This is a genomic window from Aliikangiella litoralis (genome assembly GCF_052495765.1).
The window spans coordinates 2,491,990-2,513,584 of record NZ_CP199292.1; the positions used below are offsets into that span (position 1 = coordinate 2,491,990).

Sequence of the window (21,595 nt, forward strand, 5' to 3'; positions counted from 1 at the left end):
TTAGTCGTGATATATAAATTGTTGTACACCTAGCGATTATTGATTAATAACCACGGAGTTTAAACTTGACTGCTAGCTCAAATATGACAAAACAACTCTCATAAGTCTTTAACGGAGTATGAGATGTATTTTGCAAAACAACATAAAGTAAAGCCGCTCAAACATAACGCAAGCGCTTTGGTTACTTCTTCTCTATGCTATCAAAAAAGATAGCAACAAGCCTGTGAATATTTTAAAACACTATTTGAAATATTTCCAAGAGGTATTTTCTAAGTAAGTCAAATAAAGATATTAATACAACTGTAAAAATTTTAAATTATTGGTTAAAAAAATAAGCTGTTTAAGTGCAAAAAAATATGCCAAGTGAGCTTGAGCAAACACGCGTTATGAGAAAGTTAGTTAAGTTAAGGTCATCGCTGGTGTTGTTTTACATCAATTAGTTGATATGGTTACATTCAATCTATAGTGATGGTTTATGAATCACTTCAACAGTTAGGGTTCGTTAAAGAATTTATGAGCCAGGCTTTAGGGTTTATTATACACAGAAACAATTAAATGAAGTGGGTACAAATAAACCTAGTGGTTAGTCAAAATAATCCCAATTTTTATTAATATAAAAAATATAGATTGATAACCTGTTGATATTAGATGGTTTTTATATCAGCCGAATAGCTGTATTTTTTTAGTAAGGCTGCTAGTATTGGTTGTTATCTATTCATATTAAAAAGAGAAAAATAAAAATGAAAATCAACTTTCAACCGATCAAAATAATCTCTCTGATTAGTCTATCTGCTTGTTTACTTGCTTGTGTCTCTCAAGATATTCATAAGGAAAAGCAAGCACCGACTCCTCAATTTAAAATAGAGCCAGACCAAAAGCATTACAAGTTTAGTCGGGCAATTAAACCTGCTATCAGTGTTCCTTCCGGCGCTGTTATTGAGGTTTTTACAGAAGAAGCTTCTGATAGACGTATAAAGCCTGGAATGACAACAGAAGCTTATCGGCTAATTGATTGGACTGATTTTGGCCATCCGCTTGCCGGACCTGTTTTTGTTGAGGGGGCAATGCCTGGTGATGTTCTTGCTGTGACATTACACAAGATAACAATAGGCGATTGGGGGTGGACAGATAGCTCACCGCATTTTTCTTATTTAAAGAAAGAAATGGGTAAAAGCCATCTTAAAACCTACACCTTGACTAAAGATAAAAATTTTGCGCAGTTTTCTGATGGTATTCAAATTCCTTTAAGCCCATTTCCTGGTGTGATGGGGGTTGCACCTGATACTGATGAAATGCTATCAACCATTCCTCCTCGTGCTAATGGGGGGAATATGGATGATCCGAATATTGTCGAAGGGACAACCGTTTATTTTCCTGTTTTTGTTGAAGGGGCTCTATTTTCTATTGGAGATACACATGCGGCACAAGGTCATGGAGAAGTTAGTGGTACTGCTATAGAGGCACCTATGCATATTATTTATGAAGTAAATGTGGTTAAACCCAAACATCAAATTAAGGAGCCACAATATGAGACTAGTACACATTATGCTGTTACTGCATTTGCGTTAACTTTAGATGAAGCAGCAAAGAAAGCGACACGTTATATGATTGAATTTTTAGTTTCTCGTTTAGGGTTGAGCAAACATGAAGCAAACATGCTGTGTTCAATTAGTGCAGACTTAAAAATAGCTGAAGTTGTTGATGGAAATGTTTTGGTGGCAATGCATATACCGAAGAAAGTTATTAATATTCAGTAGAATAAAAAACATTGGGTTAAAATTAACCCAATGTTTTATAATAAAGATATCACTGATTAGTTAGAATGTGATTTTCCAACTATCGATATAACCAACATCTCTTCTTGCTCGATCTCTTACTCTTAATTGCCACTCTCCATTTCCAGCTTTACCACCGATATTAACAGAGTAGGTTTGGTTAATATTATCCGCTGATCCGCCAGCGCGATTATGCAAGTTGTAAACCGTTCCGTCTGGGTGAATAACATCAACAATCAAATCACCAATATAGGTATGAACAATCTTAACTTCAACTGATATTTGATCTGCATTTTGAGTATAGGTGGATGTGATTGGGCTTGTAACTCCGCGAGAATTATTGTCAGGAATGTCGACATTATCAGCATTTTCAAAGCTGGTATCTGAAGGAGGAACAATATCGCCAAAAGTTATTTTCCAACTATCAATTTTTCCAACATCTCTACCAGCAAGATCTCTTACCCTCAACTTCCATTCTCCATTGCCTGGTTTAGCTCCAACATTAACGGAGTAGCTCTGGATTATGTCATTGGCAGAGCCACCCGTTCGGTTGTGTAAGTTGTAAACTGTTCCATCTGGGTGAATAACATCAACAACCAAGTCGCCGCGATAGGTGTGAAGAATATTGACATCAACTGTTACCGTGCCTGATTCGCCAGTATAAGTTGAGTTAATACTACTGGTAACACCGGTAGAATTATTATCGGGAATATTAACATCCGTTGTGTTTTCAAAACTGGTATCGTTGGGTGGTGTTGTATCTGTGACATTTATATTGAGTGTAGCGCTATCATCTAATCTACCGTCAGATACAGATACTGTAAAACTATTGTTACCTAAGTTACTACTGTTAGGGATCCCTGTTAAGCTTCCGTCACTGGCAACATTTAACCAGTCCGGTCCACTTATTTTACTAAAAGTTAATACATCGCCGTTTGGATCACTCGCATCACTGGCGATGTTGGCTGAATAGTTTTGATCAATTGTTGCATCAGCTTTATTAAAAGGATCGTTATTAAAGGCTGGAGCTTGGTTAGAACCATTTGATTCCACTTTAAATTTAGCTGACATAGCAAAGAAGATATTATTACTACACTTTACTTTTATTCTTGCATCATTTGTTGTGACGTTAGGAATAACAACATTCGCATTACCATTATTGGGTACGGCAGTTGCGATGCTGCTGAAACTACTCGCATTATCACTAGAAAAATCAATATCTACTTGTGAACAGTTTATTGGAGAAACGTCGGTGCCTGCAACATCCCACACTATCGACTGTGTTTGTCCACCATTGGCTGTTGTAGTTGAAGTGGGCGCGGTAATGGCAAAAGGTGTGCCTGTATTACTCACTTTGACTAGCATGTCATCTATTGCTACGCCACCTTTCGTATCTCTTACGGTTAAACGAAAATTAAGATCACGGTTGGTTGTTGGTAATGAAATACCCAGTGTTGAAGTACCATTTAAAATATCGTTTAACTTAGGAAATGTATTGGTTGGATCGGTGGTTGGTAAATAACCGCGAAAAATGGGTCTGTCTCCGTTATCGACCATTGTGGCTGGGCTGCTAGAACTTTGACCAAGATCGTATTGTTCCCAGACGTAAGTCAGCAATTGATTATCACCACTATCGGCATCGTTTGCTGTGCCAACTAAGGTAAATGGTGTTCTGGCTGGAATAGTATAATTATCGCCTGCTTCGGCTGTTGGTGGCGTATTGCCTGTGTTTGTTATAGTAGAGCAGCTTCCACCTGCGTTAATAAAGTTATTAATTTCAGTAATAGAGTGGGTATGAAAATAAGCATCGGAGTTGCGTTGTAAATTTTCGCTGCCACAAATTCCAGCATAGGCCATTACCGTTGCTCCGCTGCCTGGTTCAAAAGCAGCACTGGAAGCTCGGTTTCCGCCTCCACAGGCACTAGTGGTTCCATTGAATGTGTGGTTTCCACCAAATTGGTGTCCCATTTCATGAGCAACATAATCAATGTAGAAGGGGTCGCCTGTTGGGTTGGCTGAACCGGTTAATCCAGCACCTTTTGAGCTAGAACAAACCGAACGCAATTGGGCTACACCGCCGCCGCTTGTTTGAAAAATGTGTCCTATATCGTAACTTCCTGAACCAATTTCTTTGTTAATATTTCTTGTATTGGTATTAATATCATTATTACCATTGGTATAAGGATCGGTATTAGGATCGGTATAAATGAGTTTATCATTATCACCAACTAAAACTAACTTAACAGCTAGATCATTTTCATAAACTTCGTTTACTCGGTTTACCGCTGTAACAACAGCGCTCAAGCCTCCGCTAACAGTGCCACCAAAGCGTTGAGTATATTCCCCTGTTGTTGCAACCGCTAAGCGATAAGTTCTTAACTTGCCATCAGGTTGTGTTGGCACTAACTGTTGATGAATATCTGCTTGTGCCAAGGTGTCGCCTAAGACTAATTCGTTAGCAAGTTTGCTACTTGTTTTTGTATCGCTTTTTTTATAATTAATGTATGTGTTACCAGATTGATTGGTCGGATCTATCAATATTTTTTCGCCGTTGTAAGAAAACATGGCATGGAACCCATTAGGTGTGAGATCAAATCGTCCACGATTTTTTGGGTTGCTTTGTTCGTAGCCCCAATAAGTTTGTATTGAAGGAAACTTTTCAGCTAACTCTGGTTCCATAATTGTTGAGCGAAATATAACAAAACGAGTAAATTGACCATTGGGAAGAGGTAGGTCAATATTCACACCTGCCGTATTGCTGCCTCTTGCAGGTGCGCTTGCTAATAAACGCGTTAATTGTTTAGCTGTGCTTTGTACTAAACGATAATTATTTAAACTACTAGCAATACCTTTAGCTTGTTCAGAAGAAGTTAGAGCATTTGAGTTGGCATTATTCCACAAATCACTTTGCGCATATTCTGCTGCATTACTTGTATTACTCAAGGCTAACGAGAGCAGCAAGTATGTTGGTGTTTTTAAAAAAAATTTCATCTGTCTTTTTCCTATTAAAATTGATGAATGATGTATTTTTATTTTATTAACTAAAATTATTTGTTGAGTGTGTTTTTATAAACCATATAACACGGTATTTTATGTTTTGAAATGCACGAATTATTTTTACTATGATATTGATTTAAGACTGCTTGCTAAAGCGATTTTTTACAAAAAATTAATGGTACTGTTTCAGTAAAAATCATTTGAGCCGATTGATGCTAACAATATTTCTAGCCTTTATTTGCGATGCTAATCACAGTTGGAATAATGTTATTTGAGTTATTTTTCTTTTTGTAAAATTGTTTGCATTTATAAAAAAAATTATTGAGGTATATGTTTTTTTGATTTTTAGTCAATTGAGTTAATTGAAACTTGGTTTACTGATATGAGATAAAAATCTGAAAATAATTATATTAATCAATATGTATAATTTATTTTTAAATATTGCGTATTAAAAAGGGCTAAAAATATAGCCCTTTGTTTTGTATATTGATGTAAGTGGTTATTAGTGTTTTTGTTTTCTTAAACTTAAGAGCCCTAGTAAAAGTATACTAAAGCAAGAAAAACCACCACCGCCACCACTGCTGCTTGGTTCTTGCGGTGTTGTAACAGTGACTGTAGCTGTTGTGGAACTGTTTCGATTTAATGAATCAGTAACGGTTAAAGTGACCGTATAAGTACCGGCACTTGCATAGCTATGAGATGGAGATTGGCTGGTATTGACTGTTGAATTATCACCAAAATCCCAAGCATAAGTTAAATTACCTTCGCCATTGGTTGAGGTATTATTAAAAGTGACTGATAAATTATTAACCGATGATGTAAATGAGGCAACTGGCGCTGGTGCTGCTTGCACATTGATTAATTGTTGTGCGACGCTGGTCTCATTGCTATCTGTTACCGTAAGCACCACAGTGTAATTACCTGAAGCTGCGTAAGTATGTGTTGGAGATTCTTCAGTACTTACCGCAGTACTATCTCCGAAGTCCCATGAATAAGTTAATGCGCCATCGCCACCCGTACTGGTGTTAGTGAAACTGCTAGTAAGACCTGTTGAGCTTGAAGTGAAACCCGCTACAGGTGGCGTGGCTTCTATACTGATTGTTTTTTGAGATGTTTTAACGGTATTGTTCTCATCTGTCACTGTTAAAGTGACAGTGTAATCTCCACTCATTGTGTAAGTATGTGAAGGGGATGGCTCAAATGCATGGTTACTATTATCACCAAAATCCCAGTCATAAGTTAACCAGCCTTCACCCCCTGTTGTAAGATTATTAAACGAGACTACTTTAGCTGAGATAGTGGAGGAGAAATCTGCCGAAAATGTTGGCGGAGTTGCAGAAAAAATAACTTTTGCCGTTGTACTATCAGCAGCTTGTTCAGTCACTTCCATTTTTAAACCATAGGTAGGTAGCTGCATACCTGAAGCTGGTTGCCCTGGTGTTGAATAGTCGTCAGAATCATCAAACATTGCTATTGGAGTAAGATTATTATCACCTGGCTTTGCATCTTGTGTGTTCAAGCCAAAAGCTGCATCCCTGATTTGATAATAAGTTGACCAAACTCCGGAGTTTATACTCGAAATCGTATTTTGATCGGAATCAACAACCCCAATAAAGCCTTTACCAGGATGCAAAGATACTTGGTTATTGCTGTAATTAGTATCCGCAAACCAAACGACTATACCATCGTCGTATGATTCTGCACTTAAACCTTCATCGACGCCATTATGGCTTCTTAATTGTACATAGTAGTTCTGTGGTTGACCTAATTCATCGTAGTTTTCTATTCGCTGGAAACCATTGAGAGTTATTGTGTTGGCTGTTTCTGCATCATCACTGTAACTTGATGAGCTTGCTGAAGTTAGTTGAATGTTATCAATAAACATTCCATATCCGCCTGTATTTGTATCCGTTGAATATTTTATGGTTACTTCAACAGTCTGATTTTGGTAACTAGATACATCATAAGTTAAGTCAACCCAACCGTTACCATGTTGTGACGAAAGACCGGTTATATAGTTAGAAACATTGTTATATTCTGGGTTAGTTGCTTTGGTATAGTTACCTGCAATCGGGCTGCCATTAATCAATACTTGTACATAGTCCCAGTCGACTTCAATATTCCAATAGGCTTTCATACTGAGTTCATGTTGAGTACCTGCTGGAATGGTGAGGTTGAACTTTGCCTGATTATCTAGAGAGTCACCATTGCCGGAGAAGTACTGATAATTACCCGCAAATGGTTTGTGACGCATGAGTTTGGGCTGTGGTAATTCTATTTTTATTTGGTTGATACCTGAATCGTGTTTAATGGCTTCGACAATATCAAGTGTTTGATTGGCTGACTTAATCGTATCCAGTGTTAAAGTGGTTTGGTTAATCCAATTACCTCCAAAACGTTCTTGTAGTATACTTCTGGCTAATGGGCTAAAACCTGTGGGTTGTGAGCCTGGAATATCTGAGCCAGCCCAGCTACCACTTGCCATAATTGACCACATACTCACTGGTGAGCCTGGTTGGCTTTCATTGGTATCATACTCATCGTTCAGGTTAGCGACCATATGTCCAAACTCATGTGAAACAACTCCGATAGCCGCATCAATCGGTTGTACTGTGTAATCATGAGCACGGTAAGCTCGATTAGCTGCGGCATAATTAGTACCAGGAATATCATAATTATTAACATTCCATCGGTGTGACCAGATAGCGTCGTCGCCAAGTACACCACCGCCAGCATCTTCGCCAATACTTGAATGGAACACCATGAGATAATCAATGTAACCATCGGGCTCATTGGTGATACCATCATTATCTAAATCTGCAGGGTCGATGAGATCAAATTCAGATAGGTCAATATTATATTGAGCAACAGCTTTAGTAATGGCTTCTTTGATTAATGAAGGAGCATCTTTATCAGAGTCATTATTGTCAGGATCGTTCTCACCGTAGGTTTTTGCATTATTATCTGCGGTAACCCAGCCATAAACAGTCCCATTAAATAAAAAACTATCACCTGACTCTTCGCTGTAGTATTGGTTTGACGATTTTAAGTTTTGGTTACTAGGACCAGTAAAACCCGTGGGTGAAAACATGAGATCTTGATAATGCTGAACATTATAATCGGCATAATACATGCTAGTGTCGTTTGCCGTTAATCGGTTATTATTATAGGGCAGATCAGGAAAGTCGATTAATATGGTTAGCACTTTAACTTCATGCGGAGGCAATGTTGCTGCGCTTTTAGATTTTGAGGCTTTACTTATTAAATGACTGGTTAATCGTCCGCTGGTAATGGCTTTGCCATTGATTTTATGAACATAGTTATCGGGGATTGAAAAACCGGTATTAGTATAAGCTTTTAATGCCGCTTGCTTTTGTTGTTCACTAGCATTAGCAGGGAGTTCGCCTCTTTTTTCTAGCCAATAAAGAATTCGTTCAAAATTGGCTACTCCAGGATCTTTGGGAGGATGACTTAATTGGTTGTCTGTTGCTGATATTACTGTTCCTGGGCTGATTGTGGTTAATCCCAACAACGATATTTTTAATAACTGTTTTAAGTGGTGAATCATTACTTTTTCCCCTTTGTATTACAAGCTTTAAACGCTTGGTTTTTTCTTTTAACAAAGTCATCAATTATTTGGTTTCTTTGAGCTTGGCTCATATCTGCCGTAATGGTTCCTTGCTTTAAAAGCATTGATTCAATCTTCTTTGGCTCATGAATAGGTGACGTACTTTGCAAGCAGGTGGATTCCATTTTGGGATCCGTGGTTGTTTGAGGGGAGGGGGTTGTTGTTGGGGGTTCATCTTTTGACTGGCATCCATTTAAAAAAAAGATACATAAACAAGTTGTAAAAAGGGATTTTACTGTTACTCTCACAATGGCTTCCTGATTATTTCATTTATCTACGATCGTATCTCTGTATGAGAATATGTTCTAGGCATTAATATAGAAAATTATAGTCTATTATTTACCATTGTAATTTAGCTTGGGTTATGTTTTTAGGTTGCTGTTATATTAATTGAGTGGTTTTGGTAGCTTGTAAGCTAAATAATAAGCAAATACATAGCATTGATAAAAAAATATAAATTGTTTATTGTGTGCAATAACTTGTGTGTTTCCAACAGTTTAAAGTGAGTCGTATGAATATTAATAAAAAAGGTCAATTAGCTAGTTTCATTTTTATATTAAGTCTATTAATTTCTTGCCAGAGTAAGCATTCATTAAATTCTAGCTTGTCGCTTAATAAGCCATCAGGAGATAAGCAGTTAACTTTAGATAACATTTATCAAAAGCGCCAGTTTCGTTCGGATAGTATTGGCATAATACGCTGGTTAGAAGATGGCAGTGGCTATACTATTTTGGAAGATTCTTCAGTTAAAAAAGAGGATAAAGATGGTAAAACAATTAGTATTGGTAAGGATGTTGTAATATACGATCCTGATTCTTTAGCAAGAAAAGTCCTCATTAGTGCCCAACAATTAATTCCGCAAGGAACAGATAAACCTTTAACCATTGATAATTATATTTGGTCGGGAGATCGAAAAAAGTTATTAATTTATACCAATAGCAAAAAAGTTTGGCGCTCGAAAAGTAGAGGAGATTATTGGTTATTAGACATTAAAAAAGATCAGTTGACTCAATTAGGAAAAACTGTTGCAAAGCCTAGTAGTCTAATGTTCGCAAAATTTTCGCCAGATAATAAAAAAGTCGCTTATGTTCATGAAAATAATATTTATGTTGAAAATTTATTAACATCAAAAATTACGCAGCTAACAAATGATGCAAAAGACGGCGTCATTAATGGCTTATTTGATTGGGTTTATGAAGAAGAGTTTTTGATTAGAGATGGTTTTCGTTGGAGTCCAAATAGTCAAAAAATTGCTTATTGGCAGTTGGACACTAAAGGCAGCAAAGACTTTATTATTATCAATAATACTGACAATTTATATCCAACGTTGACCAAGTTCCCTTATCCAAAAGTTGGAGAGGTTAATGCATTAGCGAATATTGGTGTAGTCGATTTAGCAACAGCAAAAACTCGTTGGATGAAATTACCTGAGAATAACCGTAACATGTATATACCTCGAATGAACTGGTCTGGTAACAGTGAACAAATACTCATTCAGCATGTTAATCGAAAGCAAAATCATAACTACCTTTATTTAGCGAATGCAAAAAGTGGAAAGACTAAAAAAATAATGACAGAGTCAGAAGAGACCTTTTTAGATTTTTTTGATGATGCTCGTTGGATAGAAAATGGTAAAAGTTTTATTTGGCAAAGTGAACGAAGCGGTTGGCGACATTTATATAAAATATCTAGAGATGGAAAGTCTATTGTTAATTTAACCGCAGGTGAATTTGATGTTATTAAAATAAAAACTGTTGATGAAGTCGGTGGATGGCTTTATTTTATTGCCTCGCCAGACAATCCTTCTCAAGCCTATTTGTATCGAAGCAAATTAGATGGAAGCTTAAATAATCAAAGAATAACACCTGAAAAAAATAAAGGTTTTAATCAATATCAAATGTCAGCTAATGGAGAGTGGGCAATTCATTCTCATTCATCTTTTGATCAACCAACACAAAAATACTTGATAAAAGTGGAAGAGCACAAAATTCAGCATGTGATGATGAATAATCAAAAGTTGATTGATAAATTAGCAACGTTAGACAAAGCTGAAACTGAATTTTTTCAAGTGAAAGCTCGTGATGGTCTTGTGCTAGATGGTTATATCATGCGGCCTGCTAATTTCACCCAATCAAAAAAATACCCTATTATTTTTTATGTTTATGGTGAGCCGTGGGGGCAAACCGTGCAAGATAAATGGGGAGGTAGTCGCTATTTGTGGAACCAACTATTAACGCAGCAAGGTTATATTGTTGCTTCTATTGATAATCGTGGTACTCGTGCACCTAAGGGAAGAGATTGGAGAAAGTCCATTTATGGCGCGGTTGGAGTATTATCTTCTAGAGATCAGTCTGATGCTTTAAAAGAAATGGCAAAGCGTTGGTCGTACATTGATACTCAGCGTGTTGGAATCTGGGGACATTCGGGAGGTGGCTCAATGACTCTCAATATGTTATTCAGATATCCTGAGCAATACCATGTTGGTATTTCTTTAGCACCAGTGCCTGATCAATTATTATATGACACCATCTATCAGGAAAGGTATTCGGGGCTGCTACCTGAATATGCCGATGGTTACAAGCAAGGTTCGCCTATTACTCATGCTAAGAATCTAAAAGGTCAATTGTTATTGATACATGGTACTGGCGATGACAATGTGCATTATCAAGGAGCCGAGAGACTCATTAATAAATTAATTAGTTTAAATAAGCAGTTTGAAATGATGTCATATCCCAATCGAAGTCATGGCTTGTATGAAGGGAAGGGTACGACTCTACACATGAAAACAATGATGACTAATTTTTTTAATAAACATTTAAAATAGTAGTGACTTGTTTGTTATTGTTTTAAGTTCGGCTTTTCAACTTTATTTGGCGAATAGCCGAACTTATAGCATTGTTATTTGATTCGCTATTATTAATAATAAATAGTTAGTTAGCTATCTTGAAGAATAAAGCGCTCTGTCATTTTTATAGGGCTTGAAGGTTGGCAATTAAATTGATAGTTAAAACGCCTTATATCTTCTGCATAAATTTTTCCTACATGATCATAGAGCTCTTCATCATAATATTGTGAATAATGTTTTTTGATTCGATTAGTATTAGAAAAAAGGTGACGGAATTTACGTAATAATAACCGTCTTATTGAATGTGATGAATTTCTATGTGGTAAGGTGGGATTGTTAATATTAAGTTGTTGACATATGTAATTAAAATCACTACTTAAGTTTTCAAAGCGACCAATAAAATTAACAAGCTGTTGGCCATTTTGATCAAATAAATATTCTGACTGTGGAATAATATGCCGATAATTGTCGTTAAAGTCATTTTTTTCTGGTAAAGCCTGAAAGACAAACTCTTTAAGAGAAAAGTGTCGATCTATTTTTTTGTGAAGATATTCTGAAACTAATCTTTCCCAAGGATTTCTAACAAAAGCAAACTTAAAGTATTGATCAAAGGATTGTTTTGTTATGTGTCCACACTCATGATATTCGTTAGCTTTCATGTGTGCTAGGCGAGAAGGGCCTAAGCCTGGATCTGTATTTTTATTTAATAACAACTGATCTTTTTCAGCCCAAGATAGATTGTGTTGCTTTAAAAAGAATAGCTCTATACTTTGTCCAGCAGTTTTGGGTACATGTACAAAAATACACTTAAATTTGTTGGAAACCATATGATTACTAGAGTTGCCGTATTATAGTAACCATTTTAGTTTTGAATTATTAAATTAAATTGACAGATCTTCATCTGTCATTAAATAGTCATTTTTATATTGGAATGAGTTAAAGAATAATACTTTATTTGTGTGTTATTTAGACGTTTATTATTAATAAATAAAAAATTAGTTGTTATTGATCACTATTGACACTATTTCTACCTAAGTCTTTTGAACGATTGAGTGCTATTTTACACTTTTGTAATATCTCTTCAAAGTCTGAGTCTTTATTATATTGAGAAACTCCAGCAGAAACAGTGAGTTTAACAACATTAGTATTCCCTTTCTTTTTTAGACTGAGTGCCATTACTTTTTTACGTAAATTTTCTGCGACGACTATTCCATTTTTTAATGGTGTTTTTGGTAAAACAATAATAAATTCATCTTCTTCTAAACGTGAAACTATATCTCCACCTTTAGTTGAACGTTTAAATAGTTTTGCTAAATGTTTTAAAACATTATCTCCCATAAAACTGCCATTCGTATCATTGATATGTTTAAACTTATCAATGTCAATTCGTATAACGGACATAGGGAACAGCTCATCGACTTGTGCAGCTTCAGCAAGGGTTCTTTTTAAACCATTGAGATCTAAGGCAGAGGTGAGTTCATCTATTGAGCTTTTATCTCGTATAACTAAGTAGTTTTCTTCAGGGTGTTCATTATCGAAGTCAGAGTCTTGTTTTGAATTAACAATATTCATCATATCTTTTAGCTGATTAACAGCACTAGATATATCTTTCTTATTATCGTAATTATTGATAAGTAAGTTTAATATTTCACAAACATACTTGTCATCATGATCTCCAAACATGCCTAACTTTTGATTTTGTTTACTCATAATACTATTTTTAAAGACATCATCTAGTTTTTTTCGATAATCTTCCGATGTAAGATCGAGTTTATCGATTTCTGCTTTAAGTGAGTTGCTGTCAGTAAATAAGTATTCATAAGCAATGGTATAACAGATTGGTTCTGCCGGAAGTTGATGATCTCTCAGCCAAGCCATTGCATTTCTTGACTTTATTCCTGCATTTTTTATGTCTTCGAGCCTAGTTTTTGACATTGTTGTAGAGCTTTGTACTTTTCAATAATATTAAGTATAGAATAGATAGTTATTATTTAAAGAAAATTATTAGTAATAAAGCTTTGATAGGTAATAGAATTTATGCTTTTGGTATGATAAATCCATAGTGTTATTCATGTTTGATTTTAAAAAAGAGCCGCCAGTAACGACGGCTTAGGAGAAAGAAGAAGTTTTTGTTATAGATCGATTGTTGCTGAGAATACAATTCGTCTTCCTAGCACGCTGTATAAGCTACCATTAAAACTCGTTGTATCATCAACAAACTCAGGTTTTTCATCGGTGATATTCCGTACACCAACAGCAAAGCGAACTTTCCAAGGAGAATCATAAGTATAAGTAATATTATGCTCCATATGTGAATTCACATGATTATCAAAAATTGATGCTTGTGATGAGGTAAACCAAGATGTCCAATTAATTGCATGTTCATCCATTTGATAGGATAAATCCATGTTGATTTTATCTTCTGGCTTACCTAACCAGCCTGCTTCATCATTTCGACCAAGAAAAGATTCAACTTCATTGGTTAGCATATGTGACCAAATGAAATTAGCTTTAAAGTCATCGTAATGTAGATCGACACGTATATCGATAAACTCATTATGATCCTCACCAAAGTTTATTAATGGATTATGGATGGCGCCACGACTGGTATAATCTGGATCGATTGGTGTTGCAACTGTTTCGCGATATAAATTACCAACATCATAAACATCCCAAATTTCTCGCCTTTCACTTGCTGGTTTTTCTTCTTCTTCAGCATAGAATCGAGTCATATCACTGCCGTTCATTTGATAAAATTTGTTATCAATTTGTAGCGAAATATAATCGATGCTAATCCCTACATTTTCAGTGACATCCCATGAAGCGCCAATTCCCCAGCTAACGGACTCTTCTGGTTTTAAACTTTCATTGCCATAATCGAAGTGTTTTCTTTCAATACTTGCATCACCCGATAGAGCATCATTAATGTTGTACCAGTTTTCACTTCTTTGGGCGTATTGCTGACGAGAGTCTGGCGCAAGAAAACCTTCACCAAAGTTAGCTCTTACAATAAGACTATCGGATGGACGCCAGATTGCGCTTGCCATAAAGTTGGTTGTAGTACCAAAGTCAGAATAGTCATCATGTCGGCCTGCAACATTGAGCTCAATACCTTCAGAGAAAGGAAAGTAGGCCTCTACAAAAAAAGCTTTAACATTTCTGTCGTGGTTGCCAATACTTGAACCATAACCTCCGGAAGTGACGCCAGCATCAGCCTGTCCATCAACTAACCCTGTAAATGATTGGTCTTCGTGAGTTAAGCCGGTGTGAATTTGTGCATCGCCACCATCCATTTCCATAATTGGAATGGTAATTCCAAGAGAAAATTCTTCTGATACATACTCATCTTTACGATCAAAGTTAGCTTTTGATGCGGCTGGTGGTAGTGAGTTCGGATCTCTTGGATCCCAGCCATCAACATAGCCTAAACCATATCCATTAGCATCAACTGCATAGCCATTAGCATCTAAGCCGACAAAGTCAGGATGAGTTGTGTCATTTACCCAGCTACCGGTTCTTAATGCACTGGTATTAGCGAAACCAGTACCAAATGCATTACGTGTAGAACGAGCGTACAAATAACTGGCATTCCAATCGAAGTGTTCAGTGGTTCCATCAAAACCAAATAGCATGTCGGCTTGGGTATCTTGCTGATCACTCACTCGGTTACCATTCTGCCATAAACGATAGTTACCCCAATCACCGGCTTCAATCGCATTCATTGCAATACCGTTATAATGAGTAGCTGGTAAAGGGCTATCAAATTCAAACCAACCAAAGGAGGGTGCTGAAACGTCTTGAGTTTGGGTTTGAGTAATCATTGAGCGAGCTGTGAATACTAACGAATCATTAACATCATAGTTGAAGTTAAACATCGCAGAGTCACCTTTAATTGCCGAATATTGTCCTGCTAATTTGGAGTATTCAAACTCGCAAATAGGTGAACCTTCTAGATTAAAAAATGCAACAATACCTTTATCTGGAGCGTCATAAGCCTGCTGACAATCGGCTGGGCTTTCTGTATAAGATTGTAATAGCCAGTTATTAGAGGCATCTTGCATATTTCTTGAATTTGAACTGGTTAGAGGTTGCAAATAATCTCTATCACGCTGAAAAACTGCACCTCTCTCTCTATGTTCCAAACTAAATGTTAAATTACCTTTTTCTCCACTGATCCCGCCATTAATACTGATGTTATCAGATAGGCCGCCAGCGTATTCTCCGCTGTCAAATTCTTTTGAAAAGCTAACTTGAAGTCCTTCATAGTCTTTCTTTAAAACGACATTGATAACGCCTGCCATTGCATCAGAACCATAAACGGCAGATGCGCCAGCTGATAATATTTCAATTTTTTCAATTGCACTGGCCGGAATCGCATTCATATTGACTGCTCCACCATTGAGTACAGCAGATTTCCCCATTCTGCGACCATCTAATAATACCAAGGTATGATTGATTCCTGCGCCACGTAAGTTAACAGTTTGCTGTGATGACCAGCCACTATTGGCTCCACCGCCCGCTGCACCAAAGGAGTTAAATGTGGAACGTTGAAGGGCTTCAGCTACTGTGTTAGCACCAGATAAACTGATATCTTCAGCGGATATTTCAACAACAGGCGTTGAACCTTCTGCGTCGACTCGTTTGATTCGTGAACCGACAATAGTGACGCGATTACTTTGCTCATCATCTGCTTCAGTTGTCTCAGCAGCAGAAACAATCATTGCTGTACTGTAAGCAAGAGAGGCGGATAGAGTTAGACTTAAAGATCTAACTAATGGTTTAAGTTTCATGATTTTATACCTCTAGTAAATCATATTATTATAAAAAATATATGTGTCCATTTGGTAAAGTTGTTTTATAAAAATAAGGGCTAATATATGATGAAAAATGATTGTTTTTTATAGCCAATTGATACAATCGAATTTTACTCTAGCATAGAGTGTTTTTTATCTGAAGTTGATATTTCGAAAGTGTATAAATTGTTATGTCTTTTGGTATTCTTTTTGTGAATCAGTGTATTCATAAAAAGCATCGATTTGCTTTGTATTTAATGTTTTTAATAGTTGATTTTGTTTTTTGTTTTATTGTTAAAAGTTCAATTAAAACAACTGATTGTGTTGTTTTTGTTGTGTTTTTGTTGTTGCGGTTTTTTTATGTTTATAATAAATTTAATTTTTAGTTTTTTGTTGTTGGTTGTGTTTTTTTTATAAAAAAGTTATAAGTATTTGTTATAACGTTTTTGTCAAAAATATTTATTTTATGTTGAATTTATGGTGTATCTAAGATGTTTCTGGGTGGTTTCTTGGTTGTTATGTGTTCGTGATGTGTAAGTATGGTTTTTATGAGGTTTTTTTTACCTGGTTTTTCTGTTTATAAAAATAATTGATGGAAAGAATAATGAGCTCAATTAGATGTTTTTTTTCAGCAAAAAAACTGGTTCAGCTTAAGTAATCTGTTTTTATTGATTAGCATCAATAAGCTTTTAAGTGTAATCCCCTAAGTCCGTTTTGATATTCATTACATAAATAGATTTTGTATGACCATATTGGTGGGGGGGATTGTTCAACTTAAAAAGTGATTTAAGGATGAAATATTAAAAAATGTGGGGTGATATGTACTAAACTTTTGCAATATAAGAAATTGGCATATCTAGACCATAAGAGTTGTTGTCTTGTCTCTCATTGAATAAATGTAATACTAAATTGTTGATAAATAACAAAATAATGGCTTTGGAATTAAAAATAAAGCCTTTATAGGTATTAGCTATTACAAGTTGGGTATAGAAGCAGTGATTATTTACGGTTGTTTTTATCGCGAAAAGTTATATATTGACGCTGAAAAAATAATATTGCACACAGTTGGTTCGAAAATAAAGGAAATATAGAATGAAAAAACAGAGTAACTTTAAAATTTATAATTATCTTGCAGTCGCTGGTTTGCTAGCCATATCTGCATGCGGCGGGGATAGAAATAAAGCCCCGGAGCCATCATCTAATACTGTTTCTGCTGAAATCAATAGCTCAGTTGATTTTACTCTGCAAGCCAGTGATCCTGATGGTGATTCTATTACTTATGCGCTGACTCAACAGCCTATGTATGGAACTCTGGAGACAATTGATGGTAACTCTCATACCTATCGTTATACACCGAACACAGATAGTAGAATGACAGACTCTGTTAGTTTTTCTGCATCTGATGGAAAACTGACAGCTAATGGTACTGTTACTATTAATATTGTTGATACCACTAGCCCTATGGTGACTTCAAACCTTCCTGCCACCAATGCTGTCAGAGTATCTACAACGAGTGATATCACAGTGGCTTTTGATGATTTTATGTTGTCGCTTAATTATGATGCGGCTGATACTGGGTGTAATGGTGGTATACAAGTCTCTGCTGATGATTTTACCACTTGTGAAGCTTTCGCAGACATTACCCTGCAGGCAGATAATAAAACATTTGTGCTAACTTTTGCTAATGCATTGATGAATGAAAAAAATTATCAAGTAAAAGTAACTAATGATGCACATAACTTTAGTGGAACAGCCGCTGTTGAAGCAGTTGTTGGTGGATTTATGACAGAAGCTGCTGACTTGAGGATTACTGAGGTTTCTTCTTCCTATTGGGCTGACGATAATCGTTGGATTGAAGTTTATAATGGGACATCACAAGCGGTTGATCTTTCTAACTATACATTGAAGTCTCATAGTATAAACAATGAAGATGGATATGCTTACATGGGAATAAGAAATTTTCCAATTTCTTCAATTATGCTTGAACCTGGTAACTACGCAATTCTTCAAGGCCGTCATAGCACTGGCTCATGGCAAGTTATTAGTAAGGAGTCATCGCAATTTGCACTAATCGGTCACCCTAATGACAATATTCGTCCTAGATGGTTTGTTGATGGTTTTGTTGAGTTAATGAATGCAGCAGGAACTGAAACGGTTGATTTTATTCGTTTTGGAACTGAGACCCAGGTCCCTACTAATGCAGAGCATTGGGTTGGTGATGATGCTGCTCCTCAAATGACTTGGGATTTAGGTGTTAGCTTAGTGCGTTCTCTTAGCCATACAGATACCAATGCTGCTACTGATTGGACTTATGCACTTTATGCAACACCTGGTGGTGATAATGATGTGACTGCTTGTGACACAGATGCAGACGAAGATGGTATTCCTGATTGTGCTGAAGTCGAAGGTTCAACCTTTGCAGGATTGCCCTTGTATGATTGGGGCGCCCGAGCAGGAGTAAAAGATATCTTTATAGAAATTGATTATATGGAAAGTGAAGATCCTGGTGTAACCCCCCACAAAGCAGGTCTACAAAAGGTTGTTGATGTTTTTGCGGCAAAAGGTTACGCCATGCATTTGGATGTTGGTGATTTATTCCATCAACAAGATGGATTATCGGCAGCTGATTTTGATTTAGGTGGTGGTAATCAGGTTGACTTTTATGCTCAAACTACATTTGCGTCAACTGAAGCTTCACCCAGCGTTCTAGATCATAAAATTATGAATTTTGATATTAGACGACGCTCAATATTTCATTATTTGTTAATGGCAAGTAGCCAAAATGCAGATGGTTCTGGTGGTTCTTCGGGTGTGGCTGAAATTTATGGTAATGATTTAATTGTAACCATGGGTAATTGGGGGTTTAGTATGGAAACTGAAGCGGCTGCCAATACCACTATTAATATGCAAGCATCAACAATTATGCATGAGTTGGGGCATAATTTAGGTATTCTTCATGGTGGTAATGAAAATACTAATTGGAAGCCGAATCATTTAAGTATTATGAACTACATGTATCAGTTAAATGGATTACCCACTATTGGTGATCGAGAAGGGGATCGTTATTACAGACGTTTTTTCTGGGATAACTTAAATTGTAATCTAGCGGGTAACACTTTAACTTTTGCGCCATCGGTTGCTACTGCTGATTTTAAAATGGATTATTCATCAGGTGGTGGCGCAGCAATTAACGAAGCTTCAGTTGATGAAACTAAAGGTTTAGGCCGTACAGGTTCTGTTGCAGTTGATTTTAACTGTAATGGTAATGATGCTGAAACCTTAGTTAATTTAGATGTTAACAATGACGGTAACAATGCTGGCGTGCTGAATGATGTTAATGAGTGGGATGATATTGTTGAGTTACGTTTTACTCGTTATTGGAGCGGTGTTAACAGTGGCCCTGAAACTAAAAATAGCTCGCTACAATCTAAGTCTTCACTCCCAGCTCGAAGAGAAATTTTGAGTAATGATAAACAAGAGCTTATTTATGAAACTGCACCTAGCAAAGACTTTTTTGATAGGTTAAGGAGCATTAAATAATCATATGTTAAAGCAGCTATTATTAATAGCGACAACTTTTGTATTAATGGCATGTCAGCAAGCAGCTGATATGCCTGCTACCCCAAAAGTTGATTGGCTTATTGACTCGGGAAAGCTGGTTTATTTCAATCAGCCTGTTAATTGGGATAAAAGTGAGATTGCTAATTGTAATTCTTGTTCGATTGAAAAGTCTCAAAGATTGCTTCCGTCAGGTCCAATAACTCGTTATGTGATCAAACAAAGTGGCGCTTGGAGAGGAGTGAAACAACATGAGCATATTCCTTTTATATCGGTAGTGCATCATGATAAAAGTATTCGCGTACCAGTTATTTTTGATTCTCAGACTCAACAGCTTTCTTTGCAATTACCAAAGCAGTCTCTGGCTATAAAGCTAAGAACAACGGTTAGTTTTTTGATTGAAGATACAGAGTATCAACTTTGGGTTGAAGAGTTTAAAGTAGCTCAACAACCGAAACATTACTCTGATGAAAGGTCTGGTCACGAAATTAAGTATTTATTATTGAAAGTTAATTAATAAAATCTATTTTTAAGCTTTAACTTTTTAGGTTGAAGCTTAAAATAGTTATCAGCTAATCAAATAAACTTTGTTGAATTGCGTCTTCCTTAGCTAATGCCCCTTCATGCTTAAGTAACCAGTGTTTCATGTTAATTGCTTTGCCTTCCACAAAATGAGCGAAACCGCCTAAGCCTTGGCTTCCTATAATTCGGTGGCAGGGAATAATAACAGGTAAGTGATTGTGACCACAGGCAGCTCCTACTGCTCGAGGACTACTATTAATTTCTTTGGCTATCTGACCATAGCTTTTTGTCTGGCCATAAGGAATATCGAGCATAATTTGCCATATCTTTTTACGAAAGTTAGTTCCGTCAATATGTAATGGTAAATCAAATTGAGTCAGGTTGCCTTTAAAGTAGGTATCCAATTGTTGGCAAGTTGAGTGAGCTATTGTGTTAGTGGGAGCTTTTTTTTCGCCGCTATAGTCTTGGATTGCCAAGAAGGTTGTTTTATACAAGTAGTTTTCATCAGATACAATACCAATTAATCCAACTGGACTTTCATAAACCGCGGTGTAATTAGTTGCGTTTGTCATGATTTAATCATTCCAGTGGTTATGTAAAAGTACTTCTTATTTTCCAAAAGAGAGAATAATTATCAAGTTTCTTTAATCATGTATCATTTTTGTTAAGGTTACAAAATCCATCCCTTTCTTTCTGCTTTTGTTCGTTGCTTTCTTTCTTCTTGATTCAAGTATTCGAGCTGTTTGTCAAGTTCACTAATATCATGCAGGTAGCTTAATTTTTCATCTTTAGTTAATCCTTTATCGTCGCTAACAACGAGCTCTTCTAGTTTTATTTTTTCTTGGTTTAATCGATTAATATCATTGATTAAATATTTGTATTTTTTTCCTGCGCTATAAGCCGTTAAAAATTTTTTTTCTAAATCTTGAGCGCAAAAGTTAGAGTAAGTTGATACACGGTAGCCTCTATTCCAACCATTAACAGGTGTACAATAGCGACGTAATCCGTCACGATAACCATTTCGATATTGTTTTTGATCAACGCTTATTTGGTACTCGCTACAGGCACTATAGTGCTGATCAATTTTTTCTCCTCTAGCTGATAATCCGTCGTTAAAGCCCGACTGATACCAATCTGCGGTATGGCACTCTGCTTCTGACATAGAAGCACATCCCGTGAGTGAAATTAAGTAAAAAATAACTAAAAGGTTTACTAAAACTGCAAGAAAGTATTTTTTTATCATTCGTAGAATATCCCTGATAATTAATGCTAAATGTTAGACAAACTTATTTTATCATACCAATAGTCGCCAATAATTGGAAATGAGCTATTGAGTTGGAAATGAGTGGTTGTGGTGGCCTGTGTTACCTGAGTAATTAAAATCGATAATACAATTATAGTGGTAAAAATGTATTTGTTAGAAAGGGTATTGTTACGTTTAATACTATTTCTGTGTCCAATACTATAAAAAGCGCCG

The 21,595-nt window shown here is 36.2% G+C and carries 12 protein-coding genes; 4 read left to right on the forward strand and 8 right to left on the reverse strand.

All coding sequences use genetic code 11. From position 1 onward, the window contains the following. Window positions 1-740: 740 nt before the first annotated feature. Window positions 741-1,757 carry an acetamidase/formamidase family protein gene (locus ACT5E3_RS10295; protein WP_444998219.1) on the forward strand — a complete coding sequence of 339 codons (1,017 nt, stop codon included), beginning with the start codon at window positions 741-743 and terminating at the stop codon, window positions 1,755-1,757. A gap of 60 nt (window positions 1,758-1,817) precedes the next feature. On the opposite strand, the gene ACT5E3_RS10300 is transcribed toward ACT5E3_RS10295, so the two are convergent. From ACT5E3_RS10300 to ACT5E3_RS10310, 3 genes are all read right to left on the reverse strand, one after another. Continuing rightward, on the reverse strand, window positions 1,818-4,766 hold the full coding sequence (locus tag ACT5E3_RS10300; RefSeq protein WP_444998220.1) for a proprotein convertase P-domain-containing protein: 2,949 nt from the start codon (window positions 4,764-4,766) through the stop codon (window positions 1,818-1,820). Window positions 4,767-5,274: 508 nt separating this feature from the next. Then, complete coding sequence (locus ACT5E3_RS10305; protein WP_444998221.1) at window positions 5,275-8,340, reverse strand: immune inhibitor A domain-containing protein; 3,066 nt, start codon at window positions 8,338-8,340, stop codon at window positions 5,275-5,277. After that, a complete protein-coding gene (locus ACT5E3_RS10310; protein WP_444998222.1) occupies window positions 8,340-8,648 on the reverse strand; it encodes a hypothetical protein in 309 nt (102 codons plus the stop codon). The genes ACT5E3_RS10305 and ACT5E3_RS10310 overlap by 1 nt, the downstream gene beginning before the upstream one ends. Before the next feature lie 263 nt (window positions 8,649-8,911). Between ACT5E3_RS10310 and ACT5E3_RS10315 the strand changes: the two genes are divergently transcribed. Continuing rightward, window positions 8,912-11,224, forward strand: coding sequence for a S9 family peptidase (locus ACT5E3_RS10315; RefSeq protein ID WP_444998223.1), 2,313 nt, complete (start codon window positions 8,912-8,914; stop codon window positions 11,222-11,224). Window positions 11,225-11,334: 110 nt separating this feature from the next. On the opposite strand, the gene ACT5E3_RS10320 is transcribed toward ACT5E3_RS10315, so the two are convergent. The 3 genes from ACT5E3_RS10320 to ACT5E3_RS10330 form a co-directional block, all read right to left on the reverse strand. Further along, window positions 11,335-12,072 carry a sulfotransferase family protein gene (locus ACT5E3_RS10320; RefSeq protein ID WP_444998224.1) on the reverse strand — a complete coding sequence of 246 codons (738 nt, stop codon included), beginning with the start codon at window positions 12,070-12,072 and terminating at the stop codon, window positions 11,335-11,337. A 175-nt stretch (window positions 12,073-12,247) separates the two neighbouring features. Continuing rightward, window positions 12,248-13,180, reverse strand: a complete 933-nt coding sequence (locus ACT5E3_RS10325) for a GGDEF domain-containing protein (RefSeq protein ID WP_444998225.1) — start codon at window positions 13,178-13,180, stop codon at window positions 12,248-12,250. Window positions 13,181-13,377: 197 nt separating this feature from the next. Continuing rightward, window positions 13,378-16,035 (reverse strand): TonB-dependent receptor plug domain-containing protein, encoded by a 2,658-nt coding sequence (locus ACT5E3_RS10330; protein ID WP_444998226.1) that lies wholly within the window; start codon window positions 16,033-16,035, stop codon window positions 13,378-13,380. A gap of 1,095 nt (window positions 16,036-17,130) precedes the next feature. Between ACT5E3_RS10330 and ACT5E3_RS10335 the strand changes: the two genes are divergently transcribed. Next, window positions 17,131-19,578: an Ig-like domain-containing protein gene (locus ACT5E3_RS10335; protein ID WP_444998227.1), complete on the forward strand. Its 2,448-nt coding sequence runs from the start codon at window positions 17,131-17,133 to the stop codon at window positions 19,576-19,578. Between the two features lie 4 nt (window positions 19,579-19,582). Then, a complete protein-coding gene (locus ACT5E3_RS10340; protein WP_444998228.1) occupies window positions 19,583-20,113 on the forward strand; it encodes a hypothetical protein in 531 nt (176 codons plus the stop codon). Window positions 20,114-20,168: 55 nt separating this feature from the next. On the opposite strand, the gene ACT5E3_RS10345 is transcribed toward ACT5E3_RS10340, so the two are convergent. Together ACT5E3_RS10345 and ACT5E3_RS10350 are read right to left on the reverse strand one after the other, a co-directional pair. Next, window positions 20,169-20,690 (reverse strand): methylated-DNA--[protein]-cysteine S-methyltransferase, encoded by a 522-nt coding sequence (locus ACT5E3_RS10345; protein ID WP_444998229.1) that lies wholly within the window; start codon window positions 20,688-20,690, stop codon window positions 20,169-20,171. Window positions 20,691-20,788: 98 nt separating this feature from the next. Continuing rightward, a complete protein-coding gene (locus ACT5E3_RS10350) occupies window positions 20,789-21,361 on the reverse strand; it encodes a DUF2799 domain-containing protein (RefSeq protein WP_444998230.1) in 573 nt (190 codons plus the stop codon). Window positions 21,362-21,595: the final 234 nt, after the last annotated feature.

Bases quoted from the DNA above. Each gene is read 5' to 3' on its own strand.
- ACT5E3_RS10340 (WP_444998228.1), top strand. From the start codon at position 19,583: ATGTTAAAGCAGCTATTATTAATAGCGACAACTTTTGTATTAATGGCA.
- ACT5E3_RS10335 (WP_444998227.1), top strand. From the start codon at position 17,131: ATGAAAAAACAGAGTAACTTTAAAATTTATAATTATCTTGCAGTCGCT.
- ACT5E3_RS10320 (WP_444998224.1), bottom strand. From the start codon at position 12,072: ATGGTTTCCAACAAATTTAAGTGTATTTTTGTACATGTACCCAAAACT.
- ACT5E3_RS10325 (WP_444998225.1), bottom strand. From the start codon at position 13,180: ATGTCAAAAACTAGGCTCGAAGACATAAAAAATGCAGGAATAAAGTCA.
- ACT5E3_RS10315 (WP_444998223.1), top strand. From the start codon at position 8,912: ATGAATATTAATAAAAAAGGTCAATTAGCTAGTTTCATTTTTATATTA.
- ACT5E3_RS10300 (WP_444998220.1), bottom strand. From the start codon at position 4,766: ATGAAATTTTTTTTAAAAACACCAACATACTTGCTGCTCTCGTTAGCC.
- ACT5E3_RS10305 (WP_444998221.1), bottom strand. From the start codon at position 8,340: ATGATTCACCACTTAAAACAGTTATTAAAAATATCGTTGTTGGGATTA.
- ACT5E3_RS10345 (WP_444998229.1), bottom strand. From the start codon at position 20,690: ATGACAAACGCAACTAATTACACCGCGGTTTATGAAAGTCCAGTTGGA.
- ACT5E3_RS10330 (WP_444998226.1), bottom strand. From the start codon at position 16,035: ATGAAACTTAAACCATTAGTTAGATCTTTAAGTCTAACTCTATCCGCC.
- ACT5E3_RS10350 (WP_444998230.1), bottom strand. From the start codon at position 21,361: ATGATAAAAAAATACTTTCTTGCAGTTTTAGTAAACCTTTTAGTTATT.
- ACT5E3_RS10295 (WP_444998219.1), top strand. From the start codon at position 741: ATGAAAATCAACTTTCAACCGATCAAAATAATCTCTCTGATTAGTCTA.